This is a genomic window from Pseudomonas sp. THAF187a (assembly GCF_009363395.1).
Classification (GTDB): domain Bacteria; phylum Pseudomonadota; class Gammaproteobacteria; order Pseudomonadales; family Pseudomonadaceae; genus Aquipseudomonas; species Aquipseudomonas khazarica.
The window spans coordinates 373,464-389,624 of sequence record NZ_CP045349.1 but is presented as its reverse complement, the minus strand read 5'-3'; the positions used below and the strand labels follow the sequence as shown (position 1 = coordinate 389,624).

General features: G+C 64.2%; 14 protein-coding genes. 3 read left to right on the top strand and 11 right to left on the bottom strand.

Annotated elements, in window-relative coordinates:
* The first annotated feature begins 22 nt into the window (after positions 1–22).
* Complete coding sequence (gene gshA / locus FIV02_RS01870) at positions 23–1,603, top strand: glutamate--cysteine ligase (protein ID WP_152487626.1); 1,581 nt, start codon at positions 23–25, stop codon at positions 1,601–1,603.
* A 128-nt stretch (positions 1,604–1,731) separates the two neighbouring features.
* The gene (gene rmf, locus FIV02_RS01865; protein WP_037050232.1) at positions 1,732–1,923 is read left to right on the top strand and encodes a ribosome modulation factor; all 192 of its coding nucleotides are present in this window, start codon (positions 1,732–1,734) and stop codon (positions 1,921–1,923) included.
* 57 nt (positions 1,924–1,980) lie between these two features.
* Here rmf and argA read toward each other — a convergent pair whose 3' ends face one another.
* From argA to FIV02_RS01845, 4 genes are all read right to left on the bottom strand, one after another.
* On the bottom strand, positions 1,981–3,279 hold the full coding sequence (gene argA / locus FIV02_RS01860; RefSeq protein WP_037050234.1) for an amino-acid N-acetyltransferase: 1,299 nt from the start codon (positions 3,277–3,279) through the stop codon (positions 1,981–1,983).
* 66 nt (positions 3,280–3,345) lie between these two features.
* Positions 3,346–4,512 (bottom strand): acetylornithine deacetylase, encoded by a 1,167-nt coding sequence (gene argE, locus FIV02_RS01855; protein ID WP_037050235.1) that lies wholly within the window; start codon positions 4,510–4,512, stop codon positions 3,346–3,348.
* 69 nt (positions 4,513–4,581) lie between these two features.
* On the bottom strand, positions 4,582–5,850 hold the full coding sequence (locus FIV02_RS01850) for an inorganic phosphate transporter (protein WP_037050236.1): 1,269 nt from the start codon (positions 5,848–5,850) through the stop codon (positions 4,582–4,584).
* A 38-nt stretch (positions 5,851–5,888) separates the two neighbouring features.
* Positions 5,889–6,566, bottom strand: a complete 678-nt coding sequence (locus tag FIV02_RS01845; RefSeq protein WP_037050237.1) for a TIGR00153 family protein — start codon at positions 6,564–6,566, stop codon at positions 5,889–5,891.
* A 112-nt stretch (positions 6,567–6,678) separates the two neighbouring features.
* Between FIV02_RS01845 and FIV02_RS01840 the strand changes: the two genes are divergently transcribed.
* Positions 6,679–8,043 (top strand): inorganic triphosphatase, encoded by a 1,365-nt coding sequence (locus tag FIV02_RS01840; protein WP_152487625.1) that lies wholly within the window; start codon positions 6,679–6,681, stop codon positions 8,041–8,043.
* A gap of 116 nt (positions 8,044–8,159) precedes the next feature.
* Here the strand turns inward: FIV02_RS01840 and FIV02_RS01835 are convergent, their stop codons facing one another.
* The 7 genes from FIV02_RS01835 to FIV02_RS01805 all read right to left on the bottom strand — a co-directional run bounded on the left by FIV02_RS01835 (position 8,160) and on the right by FIV02_RS01805 (position 16,087).
* Positions 8,160–9,050, bottom strand: coding sequence for an ABC transporter permease subunit (locus FIV02_RS01835; protein WP_037050240.1), 891 nt, complete (start codon positions 9,048–9,050; stop codon positions 8,160–8,162).
* Positions 9,047–9,928: an ABC transporter permease subunit gene (locus tag FIV02_RS01830; protein WP_167494398.1), complete on the bottom strand. Its 882-nt coding sequence runs from the start codon at positions 9,926–9,928 to the stop codon at positions 9,047–9,049. The genes FIV02_RS01835 and FIV02_RS01830 overlap by 4 nt, the downstream gene beginning before the upstream one ends.
* A gap of 23 nt (positions 9,929–9,951) precedes the next feature.
* Complete coding sequence (gene potA / locus FIV02_RS01825; protein WP_037050245.1) at positions 9,952–11,106, bottom strand: polyamine ABC transporter ATP-binding protein; 1,155 nt, start codon at positions 11,104–11,106, stop codon at positions 9,952–9,954.
* Between the two features lie 54 nt (positions 11,107–11,160).
* Positions 11,161–12,252, bottom strand: a complete 1,092-nt coding sequence (locus FIV02_RS01820) for a polyamine ABC transporter substrate-binding protein (protein ID WP_037050248.1) — start codon at positions 12,250–12,252, stop codon at positions 11,161–11,163.
* 69 nt (positions 12,253–12,321) lie between these two features.
* On the bottom strand, positions 12,322–13,416 hold the full coding sequence (locus FIV02_RS01815) for a polyamine ABC transporter substrate-binding protein (RefSeq protein WP_037050250.1): 1,095 nt from the start codon (positions 13,414–13,416) through the stop codon (positions 12,322–12,324).
* A gap of 67 nt (positions 13,417–13,483) precedes the next feature.
* Positions 13,484–14,581, bottom strand: coding sequence for a polyamine ABC transporter substrate-binding protein (locus FIV02_RS01810; RefSeq protein WP_152487624.1), 1,098 nt, complete (start codon positions 14,579–14,581; stop codon positions 13,484–13,486).
* 132 nt (positions 14,582–14,713) lie between these two features.
* Positions 14,714–16,087, bottom strand: a complete 1,374-nt coding sequence (locus tag FIV02_RS01805; RefSeq protein ID WP_152487623.1) for an aspartate aminotransferase family protein — start codon at positions 16,085–16,087, stop codon at positions 14,714–14,716.
* Positions 16,088–16,161: the final 74 nt, after the last annotated feature.

Here is a 16,161-nt window from a genome sequence, read left to right as displayed (position 1 = left end):
CTGCCCAGTTAGGAATTGCATCTTGAGCGATCTTCTCTCCCGCCGCCTGGCCCTGCTCGGCGAGCCGGCCAACCTGTCCCTGCTGGGTGAGTGCCTGCATGGTATCGAGCGCGAATGCCTGCGCGTCGACCGTGACGGCCAACTGGCCCTGACGCCGCACCCGCAAGCGCTGGGCTCGGCACTGACCCATTCGCAGATCACCACCGACTACTCCGAGTCGCTGCTGGAGTTCATCACCGGAACGGCCGCCGACCCGGCCGAGACCCTGGGCGAGCTGGAACGTATCCACCGCTTCGCCTACGACAAGCTCGGCAGCGAACTGCTGTGGAGCCCGTCGATGCCTTGCGCCCTGCCGGACGAGGCGACCATTCCCATCGCCCGCTATGGCAGCTCCAACATCGGCCGCCTCAAGTACGTGTACCGCAAGGGCCTGGCCCTGCGTTACGGCAAGACCATGCAGTGCATCGCCGGCATTCACTACAACTTCTCGCTGCCCGAGCGCCTGTGGCAACTGCAGCAGCAGGCCGAGGGCGACACGCTGAGCGCACGCGACTACCAGTCGGCGCGCTACATCGCGCTGATCCGCAACTTCCGTCGCTACAGCTGGCTGCTGATGTACCTCTTCGGTGCTTCGCCGGCGCTGGACAAGGGCTTCATGCGCGGTCGCCCGCACCAGCTGCAGGAGCTGGACGCCAGCACCCTGTACCTGCCCTACGCCACCAGCCTGCGCATGAGCGACCTGGGCTACCAGAGCAGCGCCCAGTCCGGCCTGACGCCGTGCTACAACGACCTAGCCAGCTATACCGACAGCCTGCGCCTGGCGGTCGGCACCCCCTACCCGGCCTACGTCGAGGCGGGCACCAAGCGTGGCGACGAGTGGCTGCAGCTGAACACCAACATCCTGCAGATCGAGAACGAGTACTACTCGAGCATCCGCCCGAAACGCGTCACCCACAGCGGCGAGCGCCCGATCCAGGCGCTGACCAGCCGTGGCGTGCAGTACGTGGAGGTGCGCTGCCTCGACATCAACCCCTTCCTGCCGCTGGGCATCGACGTGGCGCAAGCGCGCTTCATCGACGCCTTCCTGCTGTTCTGTGCACTGGAAGACAGCCCGCTGCTGGAAAACGGCGAGTGCGGCGACTGCACCCGCAACTTCCTCAAGGTGGTCAAGGAAGGGCGTCGTCCCGGCCTGCACCTGCAGCGCCAGGGGCGCTCGGTGGAGTTGAAGGCCTGGGCGGGCGAACTGCTCGAGCGCATCCTGCCACTGGCCGAGCTGCTCGACCGCAGCCAGGACAGCCAGGCCCATGTCGAGGCGCTGGCCCATCAGCAGGCCAAGGTCGCGGATGTCGAGCTGACGCCGTCGGCGCAGGTGCTGGCGATCCTGCGCCAGGGCACCAGCTTCGCCGAGTTCGCCCTGCAACAGAGCCTGCAGCACGCCGAGTACTTCCGCGCCCAGCCGCTCGACGCCGGGCAGCAGGCTGCCTTCGAGCAGGCCGCGCAGAACTCGCTGGCCGAGCAGGCCGAGCTGGAAGCGCAGCCCGCTGGCGACTTCGACGCGTTCGTCGCCGCCTACCAGGCGAGCATCCTGGCACTGGCGGTGTAACGAAACGGCAATAGTCGACTGCGTCACAAAGCCAACCAGCGGAGCAAAAGCCGGGATGGGCGGCCACACTGCTGGCCGCCCGGCCAGCTAGCATTGCCGGGTAACGGACGAAAGACGAGCAGCGCCCCATGGCCGACGAAGCCACGCCGCAATGGAGCCTGGAAAGCCTGACCAAGGCCTACCAGCAAGGCTATATGGCCGGCCTCACCGGCCAGGCCAGAAACCGCCAACCCTACCCCGACGAAATCCCCGCCGCCGCCTGGGAGGCCGGCTGGGACGACGGCCATGAACAGATGCGCCTGCAGCAGCACAGCGCCTGACGAACGCCTCTCGCGCCTGGTGACTGAAGCCGTTCCCAGCGGTCGCGGCGTTGCGGGTTACAACGCCTTCTCGAACACCTTGGAATTGCGCTGGTAGTTGTACAGCGATGCGCGCGCCGTCGGCATGCGCTCGACGCTGCTCGGCTGGAAACCGCGCTCGCGGAACCAGTGCGCCGTGCGGGTGGTGAGCACGAACAGGGTCTTGATCCCCTGCGCCCGTGCCCGCGCCTCGATACGCTCCAGCAGCTCGTCGCCGCGACCGCCATGGCGGTAGTCCGGATTGACCGCCAGGCAGGCCAGCTCGCCGCAGTCGGAATCGGCGATCGGGTAGAGCGCCGCGCAGGCGATGATCAGCCCTTCACGCTCGACGATGCTGAACTGCTCGATCTCGCGCTCCAGCACATCGCGCGAGCGACGCACCAGAATGCCCTGTTCCTCCAGCGGGCTGATCAGTTCGATCAGGCCGCCGACATCCTCGATGCTCGCCTCGCGCAGCGACTCGAACTGCTCCTGGGCAACCAGGGTACCGTTGCCGGTGCGGGTGAACAGTTCGCTGAGCAGGGCACCATCGGTGGCGTAGCTGACGATGTGACTGCGCTTCACGCCACCCCGGCAGGCCTGGGCAGCGGCGTCGAGCAATTCGCCCTGGTAGTGGCCGCCCAGGCGCGTCAGGTGCGCGGGCACCTGCTGCGGGCGCAGCTCGCGCACCAGCTTGCCCGCCTCGTCGAGCAGGCCATCCTCGGCGCCGAACAGCAGCAGCTTGTCCGCCCCCAGGTCGATGGCGGCGCGGGTGGCGACGTCCTCACAGGCCAGGTTGAAGATCTCCCCGGTGGGCGAATAGCCCAGCGGCGACAGCAGCACGATGCTGCGCTCGTCGAGCTGGCGGTTGATGCCCTTGCGGTCGATGCGGCGCACTTCGCCGGTGTGGTGGTAGTCGATGCCGTCGACGACGCCGATTGGCCGCGCGGTGACGAAGTTGCCGCTGGTCAGGCGCAGCCGTGCGCCCTGCATCGGCGAGGCGGCCATGTCCATGGACAGGCGTGCCTCGATGGCGATGCGCAGCTGGCCGACGGCGTCGATCACGCACTCCAGGGTCGGCGCATCGGTGATGCGCAGGTCGCGATGGTAGTGCGGGGTCAGGCCACGCGCGGCCAGGCGTGTCTCGATCTGCGGGCGCGAGCCGTGGACCAGCACCAGGCGCACGCCGAGGCTGTGCAGCAGCACCAGGTCGTGGACGATGTTGGCGAAGTTCGGGTGGGCGACCCCCTCCCCCGGCAGCATGACCACGAAGGTGCAGTCACGGTGAGCATTGATATAGGGCGAAGCGTGGCGTAGCCAGTTGACGTAGTCGTGCATGACAAATCCGTTAGCGTCGAGACGTAGGGCGGAAATCACCCGCCATGTTCGGTTCGAGAGGTCCGCTCATCGTCGCTGCACGTCTTCACTCCGAATCAGGCAATAGTGTTGGATCAGTTGGCGCAGCAGTGTCACCGTAGGTTCGATACGGGAGAGTGCCAGGTGTTCCCCGGGCTGATGCGCACAGTCGATGTCGCCCGGGCCAAGCACCAGGGTCTCGCAGCCAAGGTGTTGAAGATAAGGCGCCTCGGTGCCAAATGCCACCGCTTGCGCCGCATGTCCGGTCAATCGCTCGGCCACGCGCACCAGCTCCGCATCCGCAGCCTGCTCGAACGGCGGCACGGCGGGAAAGAGGGGCCCGTAGTCGATGCGTACCTGATGCTTGAGCGCGAGCGGCTGCAGCTTGCCGCGGATCGCCTCACGCAGCGCCTCCGGGTCCATGCCCGGCAACGGGCGCAGGTCGAACTCCAACGCGCACTGCCCGCAGATACGATTGGGGTTGTCGCCGCCGTGGATGCAACCCAGGTTGAGCGTCGGTTGCGGCACACCGAACTGCGGGTTGTTGAACTCGCGCTGCCACTGCGCACGCAGGGCACGCAGTTCGCCCATCACGTCCTGCATCGCCTCCAGCGCACTGTGACCAAGACCAGGGTCGGAGGAATGGCCGCTCTGCCCGAGGATGTCGATGCGCTCCATCATCACCCCCTTGTGCAGGCGGATGGGCTTCAACCCCGTCGGCTCGCCGATCACTGCCGCCCGGCCCAGCGGCCGGCCGGCATCGGCCAGGGCACGGGCGCCGGCCATGGAGCTTTCTTCGTCACAGGTGGCGAGAATCAGCAGCGGCTGCTGGAAGGGTTGTTCGAGAAGCGGCCGAACGGCCTCGATGACCAGGGCGAAGAAACCCTTCATGTCGCAACTGCCGAGACCGACCCAGCGGTCGCCGACCTCGGTCAGCTTGAGCGGGTCGCTCTGCCACAGCGCGGCGTCGAAAGGCACGGTGTCGCTGTGCCCGGCCAGCACCAGGCCGCCAGGGCCGCTGCCATAGCTGGCCAGCAGGTTGAATTTGCCCGGCGCGACCTGCTGGGTCTCGCAGCGGAAGCCGAGATCGCTCAGCCAGGCGGCGAGCAGGTCGATCACCGGTGCGTTGGTCTGGTCCCAGTTCGGCTGGGTACAGCTCACCGAGGGCGCTGCAATCAACGCGGCGAACTGCTCCTGAAAGGACGGCAAGGGCATCGGCGCTCTCCTGGGTCGGAGCTCCCATCATAGGAGCATCCAACCTCAGGGGAAACCGCCGGCGCCGAATCAGACGCCGCCGAACAGCCCGCGCAGGATGAAGAAGAAGAAGATCGACAGCGCGGCGCCGACCGGCAGGGTGATCAGCCAGGACATGAAGATCTTGCCGATCACGCCCAGGTTCAGTGCGCCGATACCCCGGGCGATGCCCACGCCGAGCACGGCGCCGACCAGCGTGTGCGTGGTGGACACCGGCAGGCCGATGGCCGAGGCGCCGACCACGGTGGTGGCGGTCGCCAGTTCGGCGGCGAAGCCACGGCTGGGGGTCAGCTCGGTGATTTCCTTGCCGATGGTGGCGATCACCTTGTAACCGTAGGTGGCCAGGCCGACGACGATGCCGATCGCACCCAGCAACAGTACCCAGGCCGGCAGGGCCGCCTTGGCGCCGACCATCTCGCCGCCGCTCTGGATCACCCCGACGATGGCTGCCAGCGGACCGACCGCATTGGCCACGTCGTTGGAACCGTGGGCGAAGGCCATGGAGCAGGCGGTGAAGATCATCAGCACCGCGAACACCTTCTCGACGCTGGCGAAGTGGAAGCTCTTGTCAGCCTCCACGTCGATCTTGATGCGGCTCAGCAGGGCGATGCCGATCAGCATGACCAGCACACCGATACCGGCCGAGAGCAGGAAGCCTTCGCCGCCGCTCAGGTGCAGGCCGACGTGCTTGAGGCCCTTGGTGACGGTCATGATCGACACCATGAAACCGGTGAGGAACATGTACACCGGCACGTAGCGCTTGGCGTTGGCGAAGGGCGTCTCGGTGTCGATGATCAGCTTCTGCACGCTCATGAACACGCCGAACGCCACCACCCCGGAGAGCACCGGCGAGATCACCCAGCTGGCCACGATCGGGCCGACGCCACCCCAGTGCACGGCATCCATCGACACGCCGACCGCGGCGAAGCCGATCACCGCACCGACGATCGAATGGGTGGTCGACACCGGCCAGCCCTTGGTCGATGCGACCAGCAGCCAGGTGCCCGCCGCCAGCAGCGCGGACATCATGCCCAGCACCATCAGGTTGGGACTGATCATCGAGGCATCGACGATGCCGCTCTTGATCGTCTCGGTCACCTGACCGCCGGCCAGGTAGGCACCGGCGAACTCGAAGACCATGGCGATGAGGATCGCCTGCTTGATGGTCAGCGCACGTGAGCCCACCGAAGTACCCATGGCATTGGCGACATCATTGGCGCCGACACCCCAGGCCATGAAAAAACCGAAAAGGCAGGCAAGAACGAGCAGAACCAGCCCGTAGTCCGCAATCAGAGACATAATGAATTATCCGTAGATCCCAGAAAGGACACTGGCGCTTAGCGCGCCAGCAGTTGTTCCAGTCGGTTGCCCACTCGTTGGGCACGGTCGGCGACATCGCCGATCCAGTCGATGATCTGATAGAGGAACATCACATCGACCGGGGGAAGGTCCTTCTCCAGCTTGAACAGGTTGCGGCGGACCTCGATCTGCAGACGATCGGTATCGTTTTCGATATTGCCGAGCTCTTCGATCAGGGTTTCCACCAGCACCGCTTCACGCCCGGCAAAACCGGTCTCGAGCAGCTCATCCAGTTCGTTCATCGCCTTCAGCGCCTGGGCGCTGGCATCGACGCTGCGTTGCACGTAGGAAGCCATCAGCGGCTGCAGTGCCTGCGGAATGCTCATCTGACGGCCAAGCATCAGGCCGGCAATGTCCTTGGCACGGTTGGCGACTTTGTCCTGTACACTGAGCAGCTCCAGCAGGTCCGAGCGCGGCACCGGCAGAAACAGGCTCTTGGGCAGATGCAGGCGCACGCTTTTCTTCAGCTTGTCCGCCTCGTGCTCCAGCCGGGACATCTCCTGTTGTACCTGTTCAACCCTGGTCCAGTCTTCGGCCATCACGGCCTCGAAGAAGGGCACCAGGTTCGCCGCGCACTCATGGGCCTTGGCGATATGCTGCTGCATGGGGCCGATGGGTGAACGGCCGAACAGGCTGACAAAGGGATTGATAGGCATAGGGTAAGCCCCCGTTTTGAGAAGGCCGCAAGTATAGGGACCGACTTCGTCATCCGCCAGCGCGCGTCATCGGTCTGTCACATTTTCATAAAAGGCTATCTAGCTCTCCACCATGGTCAAAGAAACCGAAATCAAACTGCGTGCCAGCCGCGCCACCCTGGCCGCACTGCGCGAACACCCGCTGCTGAAGAAACGCAACAAGAGCGGCTGGCAACGCGTCGAACTGTTCAACCAGTACTACGACACGCCAGTGCGCGATCTGGCCGCCGCCAAGGTTGCGCTGCGCCTGCGGCGTGACGGCGAACAGTTCATCCAGACCCTGAAATCGCGTGGACAGAGCGTCGCCGGCCTGTCCGAACGCAACGAGTGGGACTGGTACCTGAGCAAGGCCAAGCTCGACCTGAGCAAGCTCGATGACAGCTGCTGGCCCGCCAGCCTGGCCGAGCTGGACAAGAAGAGCCTGCAGCCGCTGTTCACCACCGATTTCGTGCGCGAGAAGGCGGAAATCGCCTGGGGCCGCGGCAAGGCCAAGGTCGTCATCGAGGCAGCGCTGGACCTGGGCAAGGTGCTGGCTGGCGAGGGTGAAGAGGAAATCTGCGAGCTGGAACTGGAGCTGCGCCAGGGCGAGCCGGCCGCGCTGCTGGAGCTGGCCTGCGAGCTGGCCGCCGACCTGCCGCTGATGCCCTGCGATATCAGCAAGGCCGAGCGCGGCTATCGCCTGTTCGATGCCGGCAGCTACAGCCTGAGCCTGCCTGCTCCCGCGCTGGATGCCGAGATGAGCCTCGACGACACCGTTGCCGCGCTGGCCTGGCACCTGCTCGGCGCCAGCCAGCGCCTGGCCGAGCAGTACCGCTGGAACGGCCACTGGAGCCTGCTGCAGCAGTGGCTGGAGCAACTGGTCGACCTGCGCGCCCTGCTCGCCAGTCTCGGCCAGGCCGCCCCGCGCGCCAGCTCGCGGGAGCTGCGCGAAGCGCTCGACAGCCTGCTCGATGATTGGCGCCCGCGCCTGGCTGCCGGGCAGAACGACGACAGCATGCGCCGCAACGCGCCGGCCCTGTTCGCCGCCGAGCTGGACGGCTGCCGCTGGGGCCTGCTGTCGCTGAAGCTGTCGTACTGGCTGCTGCAACGCAGCTGGACGGCGGCGCGCAATGCACGGGGCGAGCGCCAGGGCAAGGCGGCCCTGGGCAGCTGGCTCCCGACCTTGCTGGCCGAGGAAGGGGCGGCCCTGCAACTGCGCCGCTACCAGCAGCAACCGGAAGACCTGGCCGAACAGATGCCACGCCTGGAACGCCTGCTGGTCTGGCTGCGCCTGGCGCGCGGCGTGCTGGACGTCGCCGAGGTCGACCGCCTCTACGGCGAGCTGAGCAAGTTGCAAGGGCTGGCCCTGCACCCTCTGGACGACGAGCAGCGCCAGCTGCGCATGACCCAGACTCAGGTCGTGCAGAGCCTCAAGGCCTGGAAAGCGCTGGTGAAATGACCGCCACACCGCTGTGGCAGGCGCTTTCCCGGCGAGCCGTTCGTCGCGGTTGAAGCCCTGCTGCTCCCCATGAAAAACGGGCCCCGAAGGGCCCGTTTTTCATTGCAGCACCAGGCTCAGCTGTCGCTGCGACGGCTGTCGACTACCTGCTGCCAGGACGGATTGACGCTGTTGGCGGTCTCGTCCATGGCCTGCTGCAGGGCCTTCTTGCGCTTCTCTTCGGCACGCTGGCTGAAAAACCAGGCCAGGAAGGTGGCGAAGGACACCGCCAGCAGGATCAGGCTGGCCACCGCGTTGATCTCGGGCTTCACCCCCAGGCGCACGGCGGAGAAGATCTCCATCGGCAGCGTGGTGGAACCCGGACCGGAGACGAAGCTGGCCAGCACCAGGTCATCCAGCGACAGGGCGAAGGACATCATCGCCCCCGCCGCCAGCGACGGCGCAATCATCGGCACGGTGATCAGGAAGAACACCTTCCACGGCTTGGCGCCGAGATCCATGGCCGCTTCCTCGATGGACAGGTCCAGCTCACGCAGGCGCGACGACACCACCACCGCCACGTAGGCCGAGCAGAAGGTGGTGTGGGCGATCCAGATGGTGGTCATGCCACGCTGCATCGGCCAGCCGATCAGCTGCGCCATCAGCACGAACAGCAGCAGCAACGACAGACCGGTGATCACCTCCGGCATGACCAGCGGTGCGGTGACCAGGCCACCGAACAGCGTACGCCCCTTGAAGCGGGTGATACGGGTCAGCACGAAGGCCGCCAGCGTGCCCAGCGCCACCGCCGCGATGGCGGTGTAGCAGGCGATTTCCAGCGAGCGCATCACCGAGTTCATCAGCTGGGTATTGTCGAGCAGGCCGACGTACCACTTCACCGACCAGCCACCCCAGACGGTGACCAGACGCGAGGCGTTGAACGAGTAGATGACCAGGATGACCATCGGCAGGTAGATGAACACCAGGCCCGCCCAGAGCATGAGACTGGAGAAACTGAAACGCTTCATGGGCGGCCCTCCAGTTCTTTGGCCTGGTTACGGTTGAACAGAATGATGGGCACGATCAGGATCGCCAGCATCACCACCGCCAGGGCGGAAGCCACCGGCCAGTCGCGGTTGTTGAAGAATTCCTGCCACAGCACCTTGCCGATCATCAGGGTCTCCGGACCGCCAAGCAGTTCGGGGATGACGAACTCGCCGACCACCGGAATGAACACCAGCATGGAGCCGGCGATGATGCCGTTCTTCGACAGCGGCACGGTGATGCGCCAGAAGTTGTTGAGGTTGCTCGAGCCCAGGTCGGAAGCAGCCTCCAGCAGGCTGGGGTCATGCTTCACCAGGTTGGCGTAGAGCGGCAGGATCATGAACGGCAGATAGGAATACACCACGCCGATATAGACGGCGATGTTGGTGTTGAGGATCTGCAGCGGCGAGTCGATCAGGCCGATTCCCATCAGCAGGCTGTTGAGCAGGCCGTTGTTGCCGAGGATGCCCATCCAGGCGTAGACGCGGATCAGGATCGCGGTCCAGGTCGGCATCATGATCAGCAGCAGCAGCACGGTCTGCTGCGATTTCGGCGCACGGGCGATGGCATAGGCCATCGGGTAGCCGATCAGCAGGCACAGCAGGGTGCTGAAGAACGCGACCTTGAGCGAGCCCAGGTAGGCCGACAGATAGAGTGCGTCCTCGGTGAGGAAGATGTAGTTGCCGAAGTTCAGCAGCAACGTCAGCTTGCCGTCCGCCCATTCGTAGATTTCCGTATAGGGCGGAATCGCGACGTCGGCCTCGGCGAAACTGATCTTCAGCACGATGATGAAGGGCAGCAGGAAGAACATGAACAACCACAGGAAGGGTATGCCGATCACGGCATGCCGCCCCCTGGGCAGATAGCGCAGGAGTTTGCTCGGTTTCATGATTGCAGTACCACGCCACTGTCGTCTTCCCAGTACACCACCACCGGGTCATCCCAGGTCGGACGCTTGCCGCGGCGCTCGGCGTTGGCGATGAAGCACTGCACGACCTGCCCGGACGTGAGCTTGACGTGGTACACCGAGTGACCGCCAAGGTAGGCGATGTCGTGGACGTGGCCATGGCTCCAGTTGTACTCGGGATGCTCGTGGTCGTCCGGCAGGGCGGTGGCCATCAGCAGCTTTTCCGGGCGCAGGGCGTAGCTGACCGACTTGTTCTCGGCACGGGTACTGACGCCGTGACCGATGTAGATCGGCTTGTCCACGTGCGGGCAGTCGATAATCGCGTGGTCGGCTTCGTCGGTGGTGATCTGCCCTTCAAACAGGTTGACGTTGCCGATGAACTCGCACACCAGGCGGCTGGTGGGGGTCTCGTAGATATCCACCGGGCTGCCGGTCTGAGCGATCCAGCCCAGGTGCATGATGGCGATGCGCTGGGCCATGGTCATGGCCTCTTCCTGGTCATGGGTCACCATCACGCAGGTCACGCCCACGCGCTCGATGATCTCCACCAGCTCCAGCTGCATCTGCGAACGCAGCTTCTTGTCCAGTGCGCCCATGGGTTCGTCGAGCAGCAGCAGCTTCGGCCGCTTGGCCAGCGAGCGGGCCAGGGCCACACGCTGACGCTGGCCACCGGAGAGCTGGTGCGGCTTGCGCTTGGCGTACTGGGTCATGTGCACCAGCTTGAGCATCTCGCTGACGCGCTCGTCGATCTCCGCCTTGGGCAGCTTGTCCTGCTGCAGGCCGAAGGCGATGTTCTGCGCCACGGTCATGTGCGGGAACAGCGCGTAGGACTGGAACATCATGTTGATCGGCCGCTGGTACGGCGGCATGTCGGTGATGTCCACGCCATCGAGAATGATGCGTCCCTCGGTGGGCCGCTCGAAGCCCGCGAGCATGCGCAGCAGCGTGGACTTGCCCGAACCCGAACCGCCCAGCAGGGCGAAGATCTCGCCCTTGTTGATGGTCAGCGATACATCGTCGACTGCTACTGTCTCATCGAACTTCTTGGTCACCCGATCGATTTTGACCAACACCTCTTTCGGTGTCTGATCCCCCTCGAGGGCTTTTTTGTAGGCGCTGGAGGCAACAGCCATTTAGGAAAACTCCCGGAAGATTGTGCCCGGCCCCTGCGGCCGGGCTGGAAACGATTACTGACCCGACTTGACCTTGGTCCAGGTACGGGTCATCAGGCGCTGTACCTTCACTGGCAATTCAGCGGAGATGTACAGCTTGTCCAGTACGGCCTGCGGCGGGTACACGGACGGGTCGTTGCGAACCTCCTGATCCATGAGCTCGCCCGCCTTGACGTTGGGGTTGGCGTAACCGACGTAGTCACTGACTTCGGCGATCACTTCGGGCTCGAGGAGGAAATTGATGAACGCGTGGGCCTGCTCGACATTCGCGGAGTCGGCCGGGATGGCCATCATGTCGAACCAGAGGTTGGCGCCTTCCTTGGGAATGCTGTAGGCGATCTCGATGCCCTTGCCGGCTTCTTCGGCACGGTCGGCAGCCTGCAGGATGTCACCGGAGAAACCTGCCGCCACGCAGATGTTGCCGTTGGCCAGGTCGCCGATGTACTTGGAGCTGTGGAAGTAGGTGACGTAAGGACGCACTTCGAGCAGCTTGGCTTCGGCCTTGGCGTAATCCTCGGCCTTGGTGCTGTTGGGATCGAGGCCCAGGTAGTTGAGCATGGCCGGGATCATTTCATCGCCGGAGTCGAGGAAGGCGACGCCGCACTCGCTCAGCTTCTTGATGTTCTCCGGCTCGAACAGCACGGCCCAGGAGTCGATCTCGTCGATGCCCAGGGTGGCCTTGACCTTCTCGACGTTGTAGCCGATGCCGTTGGTGCCCCACAGATAGGGCACGGAATACTGGTTGCCCGGGTCGTTGGTTTCCAGCTGCTTGAGCAGGGCCGGATCGAGGTTGTCCCAGTTGCTCAGCTTGGCGCGATCCAGCGGCTGGAAGGCGCCCGCGCGGATCTGCTTGCCGAGGAAGTGGTTGGAGGGCACCACCACGTCGTAGCCACTACGGCCAGCCAGCAGTTTGCCTTCGAGCGTTTCGTTGGAGTCGAAGACGTCATAGACCGGCTTGATCCCGGTTTTCGCCTCGAACTTGGCCAGGGTCTCTTCGCCGATGTAGTCGCTCCAGTTGTAGATGTGCACCGAAGGTTGGGCCAGGGTGACACCACAGAAGGCGGAAGCCGCCAGGGCGATCAGAGACTTGGGCAGGGTAACTCGCACAGTTTCATCCTCGTTTTTGTGTGCCGCCCGGAAAAAGGCGCGGCACTTTATAGGAAAATCTTCCGACGATCAGCGACCGCTCTTGATTCGTGTCCAGTCGCGGGTCAGCCAGCGCTGTACGTCACGCGGACGTTCCTCGGCGACGTAGAGCTTGGCCATGACCTCGGCACTGGGATAGACGCCGGGGTTGTCACGCACGTCCTCGTCGACCAGCGCGGTGGCCTTGCTGTTGGGGTTGGCGTAGGCGACGTAATCGCTGATCTTGGCGATCACTTCGGGACGCAGCAGGTAGTTGATGAACGCGTGCGCCTCATCGACGTTCTTGGAGTCCTTCGGGATCGCCAGCAGGTCGGCCCACATGGCGGTGCCTTCCTTGGGAATGATGTAGGCGATCTCGTCGGTGCGGCCGGCCTCTTCGGCGCGATCGGCCGCCTGCAGCACATCGCCGGAATAGCCGAACGCGGCGCAGATGTTGCCGTTGGCCAGGTCGGAGATGAACTTGGAGCTGTGGAAGTAGGTGATGTAAGGACGCACCTTCATCATCTGCTCGTAGGCTTTCTCGTAGTCTTCGCGCTTCTTGGTGTGCGGCGACATGCCCAGGTAATTGACCATCTGCGGCAGCACTTCGTCGCCCGAGTCGAGCAGGGCGATGCCACAGGAGGCGAGCTTCTCGGCGTACTTCGGATCGAACAGCAGCTCCCAGGAATCCAGCGGGGCGTCCTCGCCAAGCACGGCGCGCGCCTTGGTCACGTTCAGGCCGATGCCATTGGTACCCCAGAGATAGGGCACCGAGTATTCGTTGCCGGGGTCACCCGCGGCCAGGTTCTTCATGATGGTCGGGTCGAGATTGACCAGGTTGGGCAGCTTGGACTTGTCCAGCTTCATGTAGGTGCCGGCACGCACCTGCTTGGCCAGGAAGTGGTTGGTCGGGACCACCACGTCGTAGCCGCTCTGGCCGGTGGCCAGCTTGCCATCAAGGGTTTCGTTGGAATCGAAAACGTCATACACCACCTTGATACCGGTTTCCTTCTCGAAATCGGCGATGGTGTCTGGCGCGATGTAGTCGGACCAGTTGTAGACCTTGACCACGCGATCGGCTGCCTGAGCTACGGACATACCGAGGGCGGCGGCGATCAGGCCAGCCAGCAGGGTAGAACGACGCATAACGTTTCCTCTTCGGGCTTTTTGAGTGCCTGGCGGGCGAACCCGCCAGGCGGCGTTGCTTCGTCGCTTAGCGACCGGACTTGATCTTGGTCCAGCTGCGGGTCATGGTGCGCTGCACGGCAGGCGCCAGATCCGGGAAGGTGTAGATCTTCTTCAGCACTTCGGGGGTCGGGTAGACGCCCGGGTCGGTGCGCAGTGACTCGTCCACCAGCGGCGTGGCCGCGGCATTGCCGTTGGGGAACTGCACGTAGTTGGTGATGCTGGCCATCACTTCCGGCTTCATCAGGTAGTTGAGGAAGGTGTGCGCCTCCTCGACGTTCTTCGCATCGGCCGGTACGGCCAGCATGTCGAAGAAGGAACCCGCACCCTCTTTCGGGATGTTGTAGCCGACTTCAACGCCGTTCTTCGCTTCTTCGGCGCGCGCCTTGCTCTGGTAGATGTCGCCCGAGTAACCGATGGCGACGCAGATGTTGCCGTTGGCCAGGTCGGAGATGTACTTGGAGCTGTGGAAGTAAGCCACCGAAGGACGGATGGAGAGGAACAGTTCCTCGGCCTTCTTCAGCTCGTCCTTGTTGCTGCTATCCGGGGCGTAACCCAGGTAGTGCAGCGCGGCCGGCAGAATTTCGGTCGGCGAGTCGAGGAAGGAAACGCCGCAGGACTTCAGCTTTTCCATGTTCTCCGGCTTGAACACCAGGTCCCAGGAGTCGACCGGAGCGTCGGCGCCGAGCACGGCCTTGACCTTCTCGACGTTGTAGCCGATGCCGATGGTGCCCCACATGTAGGGGATCGAGTACTGGTTGCCCGGGTCGCTCGGCTCAAGGGCCTTGAGCAGGTCCTTGTCCAGGTTCGACCAGTTCGGCAGCTTGGACTTGTCCAGCTTCTGGAATACGCCAGCCTTGATCTGCTTGGCCAGGAAGGGGTTGGACGGTACCACCACGTCATAACCGGAGCTGCCGGCCAGCAACTTGGCTTCCAGCACTTCGTTGCTGTCGAAGACGTCGTAGACGACCTTGATGCCGGTTTCCTTCTCGAAATTGGCCAGGGTGTCTTCGGCGATGTAATCGCTCCAGTTGTAGACATGCAGCACTTTGTCGTCAGCCTGAGCAGCGCCAGCCACGGCCGCGGTCAGGGACAACGCGAGAAGGGTCTTGCCGAATGTTTTCATGCGTACAGCTCCTGTTGTTGTGTCGGTATTCCAGACGTCGCGCAAGCCGCTCGAATCAGGCTGGCCAACGCGCTCTGGCGCAGTCTGGCAAGGTCATGGCACCGCTGACAACTTTCCGTGACTGCGGCTTTTTCAGACCGACAGGTCACGCAAAGTCAGATCCAGGCACTTGCGTGCTTTTTCCACCAGTTCGTCCACTTCCGCCTGGCTGATCACCAGCGGCGGCGCGATGATCATGGTGTCGCCCACGGCGCGCATGATCAGACCGTTATTAAAGCAGTGGCCGCGGCAGATCATGCCCACCGCCTTGTCACCCGGGTAACGGGTACGCGTCGCCTTGTCCTGCACCAGTTCGATGGCGCCGAGCATGCCGATACCGCGCACTTCGCCCACCAGCGGGTGATCCGCCAGCTCGCGCAGACGCTTCTGCAAATACGGTGCCGTTTCCGCCTTCACCCGCTCGACGATGCCTTCTTCCTTGAGGATGCGCAGGTTCTCCAGGCCCACCGCCGCCGCCACCGGATGCCCGGAATAGGTGAAGCCGTGGTTGAAATCGCCGTGCGCTTCGATCACCTCGAACACCTTGTCGCTGACGATCAGTCCACCCATCGGCACGTAGCCGCTGGTCAGCCCCTTGGCGATGGTCATCAGGTCGGGCTGCAGGCCGTAGTACTGGCTGCCGAACCACTCGCCGGTACGGCCGAAGCCGCAGATCACTTCATCGGCGACGAAGAGGATGTCGTACTTCGCCAGGATCTCCTTGATCCGTGGCCAGTAGCTGTCCGGCGGCACGATCACGCCGCCGGCACCCTGGATCGGCTCGGCGATGAAGGCCGCCACGTTCTCCTCGCCCAGTTCGAGAATCTTCTTCTCCAGCTGGTCGGCGGCCCAGATGCCGAACGCTTCCGGCGACTGCTCGCCACCCTCACCGAACCAGTACGGCTGCGGGATGTGGGCGATGCCGGGAATCGGCAGGTCGCCCTGCTCGTGCATGAACTTCATGCCGCCGAGACTGGCGCCAGCCACGGTGGAGCCGTGGTAGCCATTCTCGCGGCCGATGATGACCTTCTTGTTCGGCTGGCCCTTGCACGCCCAGTAGTGGCGCACCAGGCGCAGCATGGTGTCGTTGCCCTCGGAGCCGGAACCGGTGAAGAACACGTGGTTCATGCCGGCCGGTGCCAGCTGGGCGATGGCCTGGGCCAGCTCCAGCACCGGCGGGTGGGCGGTCTGGAAGAAGGTGTTGTAGAACGGCAACTGACGCATCTGTTGGGCAGCAGCCTCGACCAGCTCTTCGCGGCCATAGCCGACGGCCACGCACCACAGGCCGGCCATGCCATCGAGGATCTTGTGCCCCTCGCTGTCCCACAGGTGCACGCCACGGGCCTCGGTGATGATGCGCGGGCCGTTCTCGGCCAGCTGCTTGTAGTCACTGAACGGCGCCAGATGGTGGGCCTGGCTCAGGGCCTGCCACTGAGCGGTCTTGGGGTTCTTGGCTTGCTGGTTCATCACAACACCTTCTTTGTGCAGGCCGCCCTGGCGGCCCGCGGAAATCCGTTGAATCGTGGCAGGCGCCGTCGCGA

Coding starts and splice junctions, on each gene's coding strand:
- rmf (WP_037050232.1), top strand. CDS start 1,732: ATGGCCGACGAAGCCACGCCGCAATGGAGCCTGGAAAGCCTGACCAAG.
- argA (WP_037050234.1), bottom strand. CDS start 3,279: ATGCACGACTACGTCAACTGGCTACGCCACGCTTCGCCCTATATCAAT.
- argE (WP_037050235.1), bottom strand. CDS start 4,512: ATGCCCTTGCCGTCCTTTCAGGAGCAGTTCGCCGCGTTGATTGCAGCG.
- FIV02_RS01850 (WP_037050236.1), bottom strand. CDS start 5,850: ATGTCTCTGATTGCGGACTACGGGCTGGTTCTGCTCGTTCTTGCCTGC.
- FIV02_RS01845 (WP_037050237.1), bottom strand. CDS start 6,566: ATGCCTATCAATCCCTTTGTCAGCCTGTTCGGCCGTTCACCCATCGGC.
- FIV02_RS01840 (WP_152487625.1), top strand. CDS start 6,679: ATGGTCAAAGAAACCGAAATCAAACTGCGTGCCAGCCGCGCCACCCTG.
- FIV02_RS01835 (WP_037050240.1), bottom strand. CDS start 9,050: ATGAAGCGTTTCAGTTTCTCCAGTCTCATGCTCTGGGCGGGCCTGGTG.
- potA (WP_037050245.1), bottom strand. CDS start 11,106: ATGGCTGTTGCCTCCAGCGCCTACAAAAAAGCCCTCGAGGGGGATCAG.
- FIV02_RS01815 (WP_037050250.1), bottom strand. CDS start 13,416: ATGCGTCGTTCTACCCTGCTGGCTGGCCTGATCGCCGCCGCCCTCGGT.
- FIV02_RS01810 (WP_152487624.1), bottom strand. CDS start 14,581: ATGAAAACATTCGGCAAGACCCTTCTCGCGTTGTCCCTGACCGCGGCC.
- FIV02_RS01805 (WP_152487623.1), bottom strand. CDS start 16,087: ATGAACCAGCAAGCCAAGAACCCCAAGACCGCTCAGTGGCAGGCCCTG.